Raw genomic sequence first — 13470 nt, forward strand, 5'->3', positions numbered from 1 at the left:
CTCACGCCCCCGCAACCGGACCCACCCCGCCTTCGACAGATTCTCGCGAGCTGCCGGCGCCCTGTGTAGAGCCGAGCCATGCTCGGCTCAAATCTCACAGATATCGAAATGTTCGATTTCAATGGACGTTCATCCACGCATGGCGTGAATCTACCCAATCGCGAAAATCTGTCAGAGGTGGGGCGGTGTGGGCTTGCAGGACCGTTGGCGCCATGGATGGCGCCATCGAGCCCCCATGGACGGGTTTACGGCGTGTCCTGCAAGCCCACACCGCCCCGCCATCCCAAGGAATGCCTGCTTTTGCCGTTGCTGTTGCCTTGGCTTGAAGCCTCTGCAGGTGCAGGGCGCAGCCCTGCCGAACCACCCTCACTCCGCGACGTGCTCGACCTGCCGTGGCTCCGGCTTGGTATCGGGCAGCTGCCAGAAGATCATCGTCGAAGTCAGCGTGATCGCGCCCACGCACAGGAACGTCGCATGCAGCGCCGCGGTCGCGCTGTTGCTGTCCAGGTGGTTGCCGAACGCGGCCAGCAGGCTGCCCGCAGCGGCGGCACCGAAACCAGCGGCGAGCATCATCACCATCGACAGCAGGCTGTTGCCGGAACTGGCGAATTCGCGGTCCAGGTCGCGCAGGGTCACGGTGTTCATCACGGTGAACTGCAGCGAATTGACCGCACCGAAGAACGCCAGCTGCAGCAGGCGCCAAGCCAGGTGTTGGCCCGGTGTCATCAGGATGAAGCTGGCCATCGCCAGGCCGACCAGCACGGTGTTGACCATCAGCACGCGGCGGTAGCCGTAGCGCTCAACCAGCTTTACCGCCAGCTTCTTCGACACCATGCCGGCCGCTGCCACCGGCACCATCATCAGGCCGGCGTTCATCGGGCCCAGGCCCAGGCCGACCTGCAGCAGCAGCGGGATCAGCATCGGCATGGCGCTGCTGCCGATGCGCGAGAACAGGTTGCCGAGGATACCGATGCGATAGCTGGGCACGCGGAACAGGGCCAGCGAGAACAAGGGAGCGGTGGAGTTGGCGGCGTGCAGCCAGTAGCCCACCAGCGCAGCCAGGCCGGCCACGGTCATCAGCATCACCAGCGCATGTGGCGTGCCGAGTCCAGAGATGCCGTCCAGCGCCAGTGACAGCACCACCATCGCGAAGGCCAGCATGATGTAGCCACGCAGGTCGAAGCGGGTGCGATGGCTGGCGTAGTGGTCGGGCATGATCTTCATCGCGGCGATGAAACCGATCACGCCGATCGGCAGGTTGATCAGGAACACCCAGTGCCACGAGGCGATCTCGACCAGCCAGCCACCCAGCGTGGGACCGATCAACGGGCCGACCAGCGCGGGGATGGCGATGAAGCTCATCGCGCGCAGGAAATCCTCGCGCGGCACCGAACGCATCACCGCCAGGCGACCGACCGGCAGCAGCATCGCACCGCCGATGCCCTGCAGCACGCGCGCACCGACCAGCTGGTGCAGGTGTTGGGCCAGCGCGCAGGCCAGCGAGCCGAGGGTGAACAGGATGATCGCCACCAGGAAGGTGCGGCGGGTGCCGTAGCGGTCAGCGATCCAGCCGGAGGCGGGAATGAAGGTAGCCACCGCCAGCGCATAGCTGAACACCACCGACTGCATCTGCAGCGGGCTTTCGCCCAGGCTGGCGGCCATCGCCGGCAACGCCGTGTTGACGATGGTCGAGTCCAGCATCTGCATGAAGATCGCCAACGAAACCAACCACAGCAGGGGGCGCTGGCGGTTGTAGGTCGATGGCGATGTGGACATGGGGCGCGGCCGGTGCAGCGTTGGGGAGACCATGATCGCGCACTGCGGGTCACGGCGCGATCAACATCGCGCCGCAACCGCATGCGCAAGGTTCAGCGCTGGCTGTGCGCGTGCACCGCGTCGACCAGCACCTGCACGTGCGCCGGGTCCATGTCCGGCGACATGCCGTGGCCAAGATTGAACACATGGCCCTCGCGCGAACCACCGTTGCCCGCGGCATAGGTGTCGAGCACGCGTGCGGCAGCGGCGGCGATCGCATCCGGCGAGGCGTACAGCGTGGTCGGGTCGAGGTTGCCCTGCAGGGCAACGCGGCCACCGGTGCGGCGCATGGCCTCGTCCAGGTCCAGCGTCCAGTCCAGGCCCAGCGCATCGGCGCCGGTCTGCGACAGCGCTTCCAGATGCAGGCCGGTGCCCTTGCCGAACAGGATCAGCGGCGTGCGCTCGCTGCCTTCGCCACGCTCCAGGCCCTCGGCAATGCGCTGCAGGTAACGCAGCGAGAACTCGCGGTACATCGACGGCGACAGCACGCCACCCCAGGTGTCGAACACCTGCAGCGCCTGCGCACCAGCCGCACGCTGCGCGCCGAGGTAGGCGATCACCGCTTCAGTGGTGATCTCCAGCAGGCGGTGCAGGGCCTGGGGGTGGTTCAGCGCCATCGCCTTGATGCGCGCAAAGTCCTTGCTGCCGCCGCCTTCCACCATGTAGCAGGCCAGCGTCCACGGGCTGCCGGAGAAGCCGATCAACGGCACCTGGCCATCCAGTTCGCGGCGGATCAGGCGCACCGCGTCCATCACATAGCCCAGGTCCTGTTCCATGTCCGGCACGGCCAGCCTGGCGATGGCCGCTTCATCACGCACCGGGTGGCGGAACTTCGGGCCTTCGCCTTCGACGAAGTACAGCTCCAGGCCCATCGCGTCGGGAATGGTGAGGATGTCCGAGAACAGGATGGCCGCGTCCAAGGGGAAGCGGCGCAGCGGCTGCAGGGTGACTTCGCAGGCGATCTCCGGATTCTTGGCCATGGCCAGGAAGCTGCCGGCCTTGGCCCGGGTCGCGCGGTACTCCGGCAGGTAGCGGCCGGCCTGGCGCATCAGCCAGACGGGGGTGCAGTCCACCGGTTCGCGGCGCAGGGCGCGCAGCAGGCGATCATTGCGGAGAGGGCTGGTCACGATGGGCATTCCTTGGACGAAAGTTGGCAGCGGCGTCAGTCGCCGTGCGAAAGGATCTGGAAGCCGCGATGCAGTTCGGCATCGCGGGCCTTCTCGAAAGCATGGCGGGCTTCGTCGGCCTGCAGGAACAGCTCGCGCCGCAGCTGCGAGCGGGCACCGACGCGGCCGCTTTCGCGCAGCAGTTCCCAGCCGCCGAACAGATCCGGCTGCAGGCTCAGGCGCAGGAAGCGCGGTGCCTGCGCACCGGCGTCGGGATGTTGCAGGTAGACGTGCATGGCGCCGATTGTATCGCCCCGGGGCGGCACGGACCTGTAGAGCCGAGCCCACGCTCGGCTGCGCTTCATGCCGCAGCACAATCCGTCAGCGCCGGGCCATGCCCGGCGAACGCGGAAAGGTCAGCCCGCGCCCAGCACCTTCAGCACCGCCGCCTCATCCACGTCCGGCACCACCTCGGCACGGCCCATGCCGCGCCACAGCACCAGGCGCAGGCGGCCGGCCACGTTCTTCTTGTCCAGCCGCATGCGGCCGAGCAGGGCCTGTGGGTCCAGCCCGGCCGGAATCGCCACCGGCAGGCAAAGGCGTTCCAGAAGCGACTGCAGGCGCGCGCGGTCGGCATCCTCGGCCAGGCCCAGGTGGGTGGACAGCTTCGCCGCCAGCACCATGCCCACCGCTACGGCCTCGCCGTGGTTCAGCGCATCGCGGCCCGGGGCCGAGTAGCCCTGTTCGGTCTCGATGGCATGGCCGAAGGTGTGGCCCAGGTTGAGCAGGGCACGCTCGCCCTTCTCGAACGGATCGCGCTCGACGATGGCGGCCTTGTGCCGGCAGCTGCGCGCGATGGCTTCGGAAAGCACGTTGTCTTCACCGGCGATCAGCGCATCGGCATGCTGCTGCAGCCATTCGAAGAACACGGCATCGCCCAGCGCGCCGTACTTCACCACTTCGGCCAGGCCGGCACGCAGTTCGCGCGGCGGCAGCGTAGCCAGCACGCGGGTATCGGCAATGACTGCGCGCGGCGGATGGAAGGCGCCGACCAGGTTCTTGCCGGCCGGAATGTCGACCGCGGTCTTGCCGCCCACCGACGAATCGACCATCGCCAACAGGGTGGTCGGCAGCTGCACGCAGTCCACGCCGCGCATCCAGCAGGCGGCTGCAAAACCGGCGAGATCACCGACCACGCCGCCGCCGAGGGCGAACACGCAGGCGTCGCGGGTGGCGCCAAGCGCGGCCAGTGCTTCGATCGCACGGCCGAACTCGGCCAGGGTCTTGGAGGCTTCGCCTGCGGCCAGCACGTGCTCGCCGACGATCAGGTCGGGGCGTGCGGCCAACAGCGTCTGCTTCACGGCGTCCAGATAGCGTGGGGCCACTTCGCTGTCACTGAGCAGCAGCACGTGGCGGCCGCGAACATGCGAGGCCAGCGCAGCGCCGTCGGCCTGGGCACCGGGGCCGATGGTGATGGTGTAAGGGCGGTCGCCGCCAACGGCGACCTGCAGCAGGGCGGGGGAAGTCATGCGGTCAGGTCCTGGCGCTGCCATTGCGTGGCCAGCTTGACCACCAGGTGGGCGGTCGCGTCGGCAGCGGTATACGGGTCGGTATCGAGGGTGAGGTCGGCCAGTTCGCGGTACAGCGGGTCGCGGTGTGCGGCCAGATCGTGCAGCACCTGCTCGCGGTCCGGGCGCTGCAGCAGCGGCCGGCCCTTGTCGCGGGCCAGGCGTTCCAGCTGCGCGGCCACGCTGACCCTCAGGTAGACCACGAAGCCGCGCTGGGCGATCAGTGCACGATTGCCAGGATCCAGCACCGCGCCGCCACCGGTGGAGACCAGCTGGCCGCGGCCTTCCAGCACGCGCGCAAGCGCCTCGCGTTCATGGTTGCGGAAGCCGGCTTCGCCGGAGTGCTCGAAGATGGTCGGGATGCTGGTGCCGGCGGCATCGACGATGGCCTGGTCGACGTCGACGAAGTCCAGCGTGAAGCGCTCGGCCAGGCGGCGGCCGATGCAGGTTTTGCCGGCGCCCATCGGGCCGATCAGGATCAGGTTCGGAGCAGGATTCATGCTCTCTGATGCTAACACCTCCGTGCCCTGGCCTTTACGTTCTTCACGTCAGGGTAGGCGTTCCTGCGGGGTCTCCCGCGCCAGCCGGAGTACAGGCCATGACGGTCGCCAAGGTCATCGAAATCACCGCCTCCTCGCCGAAAAGCGTGGAGGACGCCGTGCGCAGCGGGCTGAAAAAGGTCTCCGAGACGGTCAAGGGCATCCAGGGCGCCTGGGTGAACGAGACCAAGGTGGTCACCAATGGCAGTGGCGAGATCACCGAATGGCGGGTCAACCTGCGGGTGACCTTCCTGGTGGAATAGGCGCGCTCAGCGCACGTCCTGCACCTGTCGCTGGCCGTCCAGCACCACTACGTGGTCGGCCAGGGCGGGCAGGGCACGCAGCGCCTGGCGGCTGACCCGCTCGTAATACTGCACGAAGCGCTCCAGCTGTGGCCGGCTCATGCCGTGCCGGCCCGGCTGTGCGGCCTGCAGGTTCTGCTCCTGCTGCCAGCGCCAGCGTGGTACCACCGAGAAATCCGGTGGCTGCAGGAACCACAGGCGGTCGCAGCGCTGCCACAGCGCAGGATAGTCGCGGGCCAGCGCCTGGTTGCACCAGCGCCGCCAGCGGCCATCGGCGTCGGCCTCCCGTTCCAGCGCGTTCAACGGGCTGTCCAGCGCGTCGTCATCCTGCGCAGGCGTGCCTAGGAACCAGCCTTCGAACACCAGCAGGTCCAGCGGTTGTTGCAGCTGCGGCCATTGCGCTTCGGGCAGGCGTTCATCGGCCAGCTTGTCGAAGCGCGGCATCGCGAAGGGCTGGCGTGCGGCCACTGCATCCAGTACCGCGTGGGCCAGCGGCAGGTCATGGGTGCCAGGCGGGCCGCGGGTGATCAGCAGTGGGTGCTCCTGGCGGGCCAGCCGTTGGCGCTGTGCGCGGGTCAGGTAGACATCATCGATCGACAGCGTGGCTGCGTTCAGGCCGCGTGCCTGGGCGCGGGCCACCACCTGCGCGGCCAGCGTCGATTTGCCGCTCCCCTGCAGGCCGCTGATCGCCAATACTGGAACTGCTGCGCCGCTGCCCAGTGCATCGTCCAGCACCTGTTCGGCCAATGTTTCGGGGAATCCTTTCACCTGGGGCATATACGCAGCAGCGGCCATGCAGCCACAATAGCCCAATCCGTGTGAGAAGAACGCAATCATGAGCGACCTGTACGCCGAAGCCCTGTCCACGTTTGCCGGCCTGTTTGAAGAGGCCAAACAGAGCCGCGAGGTCGAGCCGAACGCGATGACCGTGGCCACTGCCGATACGCACGGCCGCCCCTCGGCACGTACCGTGCTGCTGAAGGCGTTCGATGAGCGTGGCTTTGTCTTCTACACCCATCTGGACAGCCACAAGGGCCAGGAACTCCATGCCAACCCGCAGGCCGCGCTGCTGTTCCTGTGGCGCAGCCTGCGCGAAGCCGGCATCCAGGTGCGCATCGAGGGGCGCGTGGAGCAGGTGGCCGACGCCGAAGCCGATGCCTATTTCGCCAGCCGTCCGCGGATGAGCCAGATCGGCGCCTGGGCCTCGCAGCAGTCGAAGACGCTGGCAACGCGTGAGGAATTCGATGCGCGCGTGGCCGAGGTCGAGGCCCGCTTCGAGGGCAAGGACGTGCCGCGCCCGGAGGGCTGGAGCGGCCTGCGCGTGGTGCCCGACCGCATCGAGTTCTGGTACGGCGCGCAGTTCCGCCTGCACGAACGCTGGTGCTATGAAGCCGGTGCCGAAGGGCGCTGGAGCAAGCGCCTGCTGTATCCGTAAGTCGGGGCGGTGCCGGGGCTGCGGTAGAGCCGAGCCCATGCTCGGCTGTTGTCCCTGCAGAAGCAGCCGAGCATGGGCTCGGCTCTACAGACCCTCCGCGCGCAGCCACCGCCACAGCGTGGTGCGTGATACGCCCAGCGCCTGTGCCATGCCCTCGCGGTCATTGCGATGTTCCTGCAGCAATGCTTCCAGCTGCGCACGCGGCGGGCGTTTGCCGTTACTTTCCAGCGGCAGTGCCGTCGCGCCTTCGCTTGCCAGCTCGGGCGCAAGCTGCAGCAGTCGCGAAGCATCAATAGGCCCTTCAGCCGGCTGCCAGTGGATGCGCAGGCGATCCACCAGATTGCGTAGTTCGCGCACGTTGCCGGGCCACTCGGCCGTGGTCAGCACCGCCAGTGCATCCTCATCCAGTGGCGCGTCGATGCCACGCAGCTGGCGGAAGAAGTGCTGCGCCAGCAACGGGATGTCACCGCGCCGGGCACGCAGCGAGGGCAGGGCAATGCGTAGTGCGGCCAGTCGGTAATACAGATCGCGGCGGAAGCTGCCCGCTGCCGCGCGCTGCTCCAGCGATTGCAGGGTGGCGGCCACCACGCGCAGGTCGACCGGGGTCGGTTCGGTTGCGCCGACACGCAGTACCTCACGTTCTTCAAGTACACGCAGCAGGCGGGTCTGCAACGGCAGCGGCAGCTCGCCGATCTCATCCAGGAACAAGGTGCCCCCGTCTGCGGCTTCAACCAGGCCGACGCGTCCGCCGCGACGTGCGCCGGTGAAGGCACCATCGCTGTAGCCGAACAGTTCTGCCTCCAGCAGCGATTCGCTGATCGCACCGCAGTTCAGCGCGACGAAGCGACCCCGCCGGCCGCTGGCGGCGTGCAGCTGGCGTGCCACCAGTTCCTTGCCGGTGCCGGTTTCGCCACTGACCAGCACGGTGCTGTCGTGCGGTGCATAGAGCGCAATCTGTGCGCGTACCTGTGCCATCGCATCGCTGTCGCCGAGCAGTTCATGCGCGTCGGCACGTACTGCCGGGCGCCGGCGTGGGGTGGATCGGTTGCCACTGGAGCGGGCCAGCGTCTGGGTCAGTTCCAGCGCATGTTCGAACGCCTGCCGCACCGAGTCGGCCGAGTACAGCAGCACGCCGGGCAGGCCGGCCTGTTCGGCGTGATCGATGGCCATGCCGGTGCCGACGATCACTTCGATGCCATTGGCGCGCAGGTCAGCGATGCAGTCGCGCGCATCCTCGCGGGTGACGAAACGGCGATGCTCGATATCCAGGCCGAAACTCTGCTGGAAGTTGCTGAACACCGGTACGTCGCTGGCGTGGGTGACCAGGCCGATGCGGCTGGCGATGCGGCGTGCACGCGCCAGCGCCTCCATAAGATCGAAGCCGTTGGCCTGGATCGGCACCAGCGGCAGCTCCAGCCGGCTGCGCAGCCAGGCGGCATTGGAGCCACCGGCGATCACCACGTCGCAATGCTCACGGCGCAGGCGCTGGCCGATCACCTCGACGGCTTCCTCGAAGCCGAGATTGATCTGCTCGATGCGCGCGCGGCGGTCGAACTCGGGAATGACGTCGCCCAGCAGGCCGGTCAGCCGCGAGACACTGACCGTCCAGATCACCGGGCGGCTGGGGTCGGCATCGGTGTGGCGCAGGGGCGAGCGGGGCAGATACATGGTGGCTCGGACCGGGAAGGGTGTTTCATGATACATCTGTTTCAGTGTTTCATATGTTTCACTGATGCGGGTCAGTCATCCCCGTGAAATCAAGCGCTTGCAGGTTGGCATGGTGTTTGCGCCTACACACACGATCTCCAACCTGGATTGCCGCATGACCGCTTCCACTCCTTTCTCCGCCGGTGCCCGCTTCCGTGAGGCGCTGGCTGCCGAATCGCCGTTGCAGGTGATCGGCGCGATCAACGCCAACCACGCCCTGCTGGCCAAGCGCGCTGGCTTCCGCGCCATCTATCTGTCCGGTGGCGGTGTGGCCGCCGGCTCGCTGGGCCTGCCGGATCTGGGCATCAACACCCTGGAAGACGTGCTGGTGGACGTGCGCCGCATCACCGATGTCTGCGACCTGCCGCTGATGGTCGACATCGACACCGGCTTCGGCCCGAGTGCGTTCAACATCGCACGCACCGTGAAGTCGCTGATCAAGGCCGGCGCGGCCGCCTGCCACATCGAGGACCAGGTCGGCGCCAAGCGCTGCGGTCACCGTCCGGGCAAGGAGATCGTGTCGCAGGGTGAAATGGTCGACCGCGTGAAGGCGGCCGCCGATGCCAAGACCGATCCGGACTTCTTCCTGATCGCGCGCACCGACGCCATCCAGGTGGACGGCGTGGACAAGGCCATCGAGCGCGCCATCGCCTGCGTCGAGGCCGGTGCCGACGGCATCTTCGCCGAGGCCGCCTACGACCTGGACACCTACCGGCGCTTCGTCGACGCGGTGAAGGTGCCGGTGCTGGCCAACATCACCGAGTTCGGCGCCACCCCGCTGTTCAGCCGCGATGAACTGGCTTCGGCCGGCGTGGCCATCCAGCTGTTCCCGCTGTCTGCCTTCCGCGCCGCCAACAAGGCCGCCGAGAACGTCTACCAGGCGGTGCGCCGCGATGGCCACCAGCGCAACGTGGTGGAGACCATGCAGACCCGCGAAGAACTCTACGACCGCATCGGCTACCACGCGTTCGAGCAGCAGCTCGATGCACTGTTCGCCGCCAAGAAATAAGCAGTACCCTGCACCATCAAGTTTTCGGAGGGAAACATGAACGATACGACCGCAACCCCGACCTTCAAGCCGAAGAAGTCCGTCGCCCTGTCCGGCACCGCTGCCGGCAACACCGCGCTGTGCAGCGTGGGCCGCAGTGGCAACGACCTGCACTACCGTGGCTACGACATCCTGGACCTGGCCAACACCAGCGAGTTCGAGGAAATCGCCTACCTGCTGGTGCACGGCAAGCTGCCGACCCGCGCCGAGCTGGTTTCCTACAAGGCCAAGCTGAAGTCGCTGCGTGGCATTCCGGCCGCGGTGAAGGCCGCGCTGGAAGAGCTGCCGCCGTCGGCGCACCCGATGGACGTAATGCGCACCGGCGTGTCCGTGCTTGGCTGCGTGGCGCCGGAGAAGGACGATCACAATCACCCCGGCGCGCGCGACATCGCCGACAAGCTGATGGCCTGCCTCGGTTCGATGCTGCTGTACTGGTACCACTGGAGCCATAACGGCCGCGCCATCGATGTGGAAACCGATGACGACTCGATCGGTGGCCACTTCCTGCACCTGCTGCACGGCGAGAAGCCGCAGGAGTCGTGGGTGAAGGCGATGCACACCTCGCTGATCCTGTATGCGGAACACGAGTTCAACGCCTCGACCTTCACCTGCCGTGTCATCGCCGGTACCGGCAGTGACATGTACAGCGCGATCTGTGGTGGCATTGGTGCCCTGCGCGGTCCGAAGCACGGTGGCGCCAACGAAGTGGCGTTCGAAGTGCAGAAGCGCTACGACACCCCCGATGAGGCCGAGGAAGACATCAAGGCCCGCGTCGAGCGCAAGGAAGTGGTGATCGGTTTCGGCCACCCGGTCTACACCGTCTCCGATCCGCGCAACAAGGTGATCAAGGACGTGGCCCGCGAGCTGTCCGAAGAACAGTCCAGCATGAAGATGTACGACATCGCCGAGCGCCTGGAATCGGTGATGTGGGACATCAAGAAGATGTTCCCGAACCTGGACTGGTTCAGCGCCGTCAGCTACCACATGATGGGCGTGCCGACTGCGATGTTCACCCCGCTGTTCGTGATCGCCCGCACCGCCGGCTGGAGCGCGCACATCGTCGAGCAGCGCATCGACGGCAAGATCATCCGCCCGAGCGCCAACTACATCGGTCCGGAAGACCGCGACTTCGTCGCCATCGACAAGCGCGTCTGATCCACCTGCTGTACCCATCCGGCCGGCCGCGTGCCGGCCGGATGCTTTCGCCGCCGCACCGCCGGCACCCGGCCCGCCTCAAGCACTCCGCCAGCCCATGAATACCGATTACCGCAAGAACCTCCCCGGCAGCGCGCTGGACTATTTCGACGCGCGTGCCGCTGTCGATGCGATCCAGCCCGGCGCCTACGCCACCCTGCCGTACACCTCGCGCGTGCTGGCCGAGAACCTGGTGCGCCGCTGCGATCCGGCCACGCTCAGCGATTCGCTGAAGCAGCTGATCGAGCGCCGTCGCGACCTCGATTTCCCGTGGTTCCCGGCGCGCGTGGTGTGCCACGACATCCTCGGCCAGACCGCACTGGTCGATCTGGCCGGGTTGCGCGATGCGATCGCCGACAAGGGCGGCGACCCGGCCAAGGTCAATCCGGTGGTGCCGGTGCAGCTGATCGTCGATCACTCACTGGCGGTGGAGTGTGGCGGTTTCGATCCGCAGGCGTTCGAGAAGAACCGCGCGATCGAAGATCGTCGCAATGAAGACCGTTTCCACTTCATCGAGTGGACCAAACTGGCCTTCGAGAACGTGGACGTGATTCCGCCGGGCAACGGCATCATGCACCAGATCAACCTGGAGAAGATGTCGCCGGTGGTCTACGTGCAGGACGGCGTGGCCTTCCCGGATACCTGCGTGGGCACCGACAGCCACACCCCGCACGTGGATGCACTGGGCGTGATCGCAATTGGTGTTGGCGGCCTGGAAGCAGAGAACGTGATGCTGGGCCGCGCGTCGTGGATGCGCCTGCCCGACACCGTCGGTGTCGAACTGAGTGGTCGCCCGCAGCCGGGCATCACCGCCACCGACGTGGTGCTGGCCCTGACCGAGTTCCTGCGCAAGGAGCGCGTGGTCGGAGCCTGGCTTGAATTCTTCGGCGAGGGTGCTGCGGCACTGACCATCGGTGACCGCGCCACCATCTCCAACATGTGCCCCGAATACGGTGCCACCGCCGCGATGTTCTACATCGACGCACAGACCACCGATTACCTGCGCCTGACCGGCCGCGAGGAATCGCAGGTGGCGCTGGTGGAAAACTATGCACGCACCACAGGCCTGTGGGCCGACGACCTGGCCACCGCGCAGTACGAGCGCGTGCTGCGCTTCGACCTGTCCAGCGTGGTGCGCAACATGGCGGGCCCGTCCAACCCGCACAAGCGCGTCGCCACTTCCGAGCTGGTCGAGCGCGGCATCGCCGACGAGGCCAAGCTGGCAGCGGGCAAGGCCGAGCAGGCGCAGGGCCTGATGCCGGATGGCGCGGTGATCATCGCCGCCATCACCAGCTGCACCAACACCTCCAACCCGCGCAACGTTATCGCCGCCGCACTGCTGGCGCGCAAGGCCAATGAACGTGGCCTGCTGCGCAAGCCGTGGGTGAAGTCCTCGTTGGCGCCCGGCTCGAAGGCGGTGCAGCTGTACCTGGAAGAGGCCGGCCTGCTGCCGGACCTGGAAAAGCTGGGCTTCGGCATCGTCGCCTTCGCCTGCACCACCTGCAACGGCATGAGCGGCGCGCTCGATCCGGCCATCCAGCAGGAGATCATCGACCGGGACCTGTACGCCACGGCCGTGCTGTCGGGCAACCGCAACTTCGATGGCCGCATCCACCCGTATGCGAAGCAGGCTTTCCTGGCGTCGCCGCCGCTGGTGATCGCCTATGCCATCGCCGGTACCGTCCGCTTTGATATCGAGAAGGACGTGCTGGGCGTGGACGCCGATGGCAACGAGGTGCGCCTGAAGGACATCTGGCCGAGCGATGCCGAGATCGACGCGGTGGTGAAGGCCTCGGTGAAGCCCGAGCAGTTCCGCAAGGTCTACAACCCGATGTTCAACGTGCGCGTGGAGAACGGTGCCGCGGTCAGCCCGCTGTACGACTGGCGCCCGCAGAGCACCTACATCCGCCGTCCGCCGTACTGGGAGGGCGCACTGGCCGGTGAGCGCACGCTGGCCGGCATGCGCGCGCTGGCGGTGCTGCCGGACAACATCACCACTGACCACCTGTCGCCGTCCAACGCGATCCTGGCCTCCAGCGCCGCCGGCGAGTACCTGGCGAAGATGGGCCTGCCGGAAGAGGACTTCAATTCCTATGCCACGCATCGCGGTGATCACCTGACTGCGCAGCGCGCCACCTTCGCCAATCCGAAGCTGTTCAACGAGATGGTGCGCAACGACGATGGCAGCGTGAAGCAGGGTTCGCTGGCGCGCGTGGAGCCGGAGGGTAAGGTGATGCGCATGTGGGAAGCGATCGAGACCTACATGGAGCGCAAGCAGCCGCTCATCATCATTGCCGGTGCCGACTACGGCCAGGGCAGCTCGCGCGACTGGGCCGCCAAGGGCGTGCGCCTGGCCGGCGTGGAAGCGATCGTGGCCGAGGGCTTCGAACGCATCCACCGTACCAACCTGATCGGCATGGGCGTGCTGCCGCTGGAGTTCAAGCCGGGCACCACCCGCCTGACCCTGGGCATCGATGGCACCGAGACCTTCGACGTGGTGGGCGAGCGCACCCCGCGCGCCGACCTGACCCTGGTCATCCACCGCCGCGACGGCCAGGACCTGATCGTGCCGGTCACCTGCCGCCTGGACAGTGACGAGGAAGTGGCGATCTACGAAGCCGGCGGCGTGCTGCAGCGCTTTGCCCAGGATTTCCTGGAAGGCGCCAAGGTGGCGTGATACCGGCCTGAATGCCTGCCCCCGGAGACCGGGGGCGGGCTTGTCCGACACCTGGGCAGGGCGCACACTGACTTGGCAA

At 67.1% G+C, this 13470-nt stretch carries 12 protein-coding genes; 5 read left to right on the plus strand and 7 right to left on the minus strand.

Translation table 11 applies throughout. The annotated features are described in order from the left end of the window. Positions 1 to 366: 366 nt before the first annotated feature. The 5 genes from mdtD to N5D45_RS18540 form a co-directional block, all read right to left on the minus strand. Positions 367 to 1776 carry a multidrug transporter subunit MdtD gene (mdtD, locus tag N5D45_RS18520; RefSeq protein WP_010482759.1) on the minus strand — a complete coding sequence of 470 codons (1410 nt, stop codon included), beginning with the start codon at positions 1774 to 1776 and terminating at the stop codon, positions 367 to 369. A 92-nt stretch (positions 1777 to 1868) separates the two neighbouring features. Beyond that, a complete protein-coding gene (gene hemE, locus N5D45_RS18525; protein WP_057502751.1) occupies positions 1869 to 2951 on the minus strand; it encodes a uroporphyrinogen decarboxylase in 1083 nt (360 codons plus the stop codon). Between the two features lie 26 nt (positions 2952 to 2977). Beyond that, on the minus strand, positions 2978 to 3217 hold the full coding sequence (locus tag N5D45_RS18530; protein ID WP_019336384.1) for a WGR domain-containing protein: 240 nt from the start codon (positions 3215 to 3217) through the stop codon (positions 2978 to 2980). A 120-nt stretch (positions 3218 to 3337) separates the two neighbouring features. Further along, positions 3338 to 4450, minus strand: coding sequence for a 3-dehydroquinate synthase (aroB, locus tag N5D45_RS18535; RefSeq protein ID WP_057502750.1), 1113 nt, complete (start codon positions 4448 to 4450; stop codon positions 3338 to 3340). Then, entirely contained in the window at positions 4447 to 4989 is a 543-nt protein-coding gene (locus tag N5D45_RS18540; RefSeq protein WP_279939448.1) for a shikimate kinase, read from the minus strand. The genes aroB and N5D45_RS18540 overlap by 4 nt, the downstream gene beginning before the upstream one ends. 98 nt (positions 4990 to 5087) lie before the next feature. Here N5D45_RS18540 and N5D45_RS18545 point away from each other — a divergent pair, with 98 nt between their 5' ends. Then, positions 5088 to 5291, plus strand: coding sequence for a dodecin family protein (locus tag N5D45_RS18545; RefSeq protein ID WP_005410663.1), 204 nt, complete (start codon positions 5088 to 5090; stop codon positions 5289 to 5291). 6 nt (positions 5292 to 5297) lie between these two features. Here the strand turns inward: N5D45_RS18545 and N5D45_RS18550 are convergent, their stop codons facing one another. Then, the gene (locus N5D45_RS18550) at positions 5298 to 6125 is read right to left on the minus strand and encodes a kinase (RefSeq protein WP_279939449.1); all 828 of its coding nucleotides are present in this window, start codon (positions 6123 to 6125) and stop codon (positions 5298 to 5300) included. Positions 6126 to 6165: 40 nt separating this feature from the next. Between N5D45_RS18550 and pdxH the strand changes: the two genes are divergently transcribed. Continuing rightward, positions 6166 to 6765, plus strand: a complete 600-nt coding sequence (gene pdxH, locus N5D45_RS18555) for a pyridoxamine 5'-phosphate oxidase (protein ID WP_057502748.1) — start codon at positions 6166 to 6168, stop codon at positions 6763 to 6765. A gap of 84 nt (positions 6766 to 6849) precedes the next feature. Here the strand turns inward: pdxH and prpR are convergent, their stop codons facing one another. Further along, a complete protein-coding gene (gene prpR / locus N5D45_RS18560) occupies positions 6850 to 8433 on the minus strand; it encodes a propionate catabolism operon regulatory protein PrpR (RefSeq protein WP_279939450.1) in 1584 nt (527 codons plus the stop codon). A 154-nt stretch (positions 8434 to 8587) separates the two neighbouring features. Between prpR and prpB the strand changes: the two genes are divergently transcribed. The 3 genes from prpB to acnD all read left to right on the plus strand — a co-directional run bounded on the left by prpB (position 8588) and on the right by acnD (position 13391). Continuing rightward, a complete protein-coding gene (gene prpB / locus N5D45_RS18565) occupies positions 8588 to 9481 on the plus strand; it encodes a methylisocitrate lyase (protein ID WP_010482769.1) in 894 nt (297 codons plus the stop codon). Positions 9482 to 9517: 36 nt separating this feature from the next. Continuing rightward, a complete protein-coding gene (prpC, locus tag N5D45_RS18570; RefSeq protein WP_010482770.1) occupies positions 9518 to 10675 on the plus strand; it encodes a 2-methylcitrate synthase in 1158 nt (385 codons plus the stop codon). A 97-nt stretch (positions 10676 to 10772) separates the two neighbouring features. Then, positions 10773 to 13391 carry a Fe/S-dependent 2-methylisocitrate dehydratase AcnD gene (gene acnD, locus N5D45_RS18575; RefSeq protein WP_279939451.1) on the plus strand — a complete coding sequence of 873 codons (2619 nt, stop codon included), beginning with the start codon at positions 10773 to 10775 and terminating at the stop codon, positions 13389 to 13391. Positions 13392 to 13470 lie beyond the last annotated feature (79 nt).

The sequence above is a fragment of the Stenotrophomonas sp. GD03819 genome, assembly GCF_029841665.1.
Taxonomy (GTDB): Bacteria; Pseudomonadota; Gammaproteobacteria; order Xanthomonadales; family Xanthomonadaceae; genus Stenotrophomonas; species Stenotrophomonas geniculata.

Excerpts from the sequence above, each read along its gene's own strand:
- mdtD (WP_010482759.1), bottom strand. The coding sequence starts at position 1,776 with ATGTCCACATCGCCATCGACCTACAACCGCCAGCGCCCCCTGCTGTGG.
- hemE (WP_057502751.1), bottom strand. The coding sequence starts at position 2,951 with ATGCCCATCGTGACCAGCCCTCTCCGCAATGATCGCCTGCTGCGCGCC.
- N5D45_RS18530 (WP_019336384.1), bottom strand. The coding sequence starts at position 3,217 with ATGCACGTCTACCTGCAACATCCCGACGCCGGTGCGCAGGCACCGCGC.
- aroB (WP_057502750.1), bottom strand. The coding sequence starts at position 4,450 with ATGACTTCCCCCGCCCTGCTGCAGGTCGCCGTTGGCGGCGACCGCCCT.
- N5D45_RS18540 (WP_279939448.1), bottom strand. The coding sequence starts at position 4,989 with ATGAATCCTGCTCCGAACCTGATCCTGATCGGCCCGATGGGCGCCGGC.
- N5D45_RS18545 (WP_005410663.1), top strand. The coding sequence starts at position 5,088 with ATGACGGTCGCCAAGGTCATCGAAATCACCGCCTCCTCGCCGAAAAGC.
- N5D45_RS18550 (WP_279939449.1), bottom strand. The coding sequence starts at position 6,125 with ATGGCCGCTGCTGCGTATATGCCCCAGGTGAAAGGATTCCCCGAAACA.
- pdxH (WP_057502748.1), top strand. The coding sequence starts at position 6,166 with ATGAGCGACCTGTACGCCGAAGCCCTGTCCACGTTTGCCGGCCTGTTT.
- prpR (WP_279939450.1), bottom strand. The coding sequence starts at position 8,433 with ATGTATCTGCCCCGCTCGCCCCTGCGCCACACCGATGCCGACCCCAGC.
- prpB (WP_010482769.1), top strand. The coding sequence starts at position 8,588 with ATGACCGCTTCCACTCCTTTCTCCGCCGGTGCCCGCTTCCGTGAGGCG.
- prpC (WP_010482770.1), top strand. The coding sequence starts at position 9,518 with ATGAACGATACGACCGCAACCCCGACCTTCAAGCCGAAGAAGTCCGTC.
- acnD (WP_279939451.1), top strand. The coding sequence starts at position 10,773 with ATGAATACCGATTACCGCAAGAACCTCCCCGGCAGCGCGCTGGACTAT.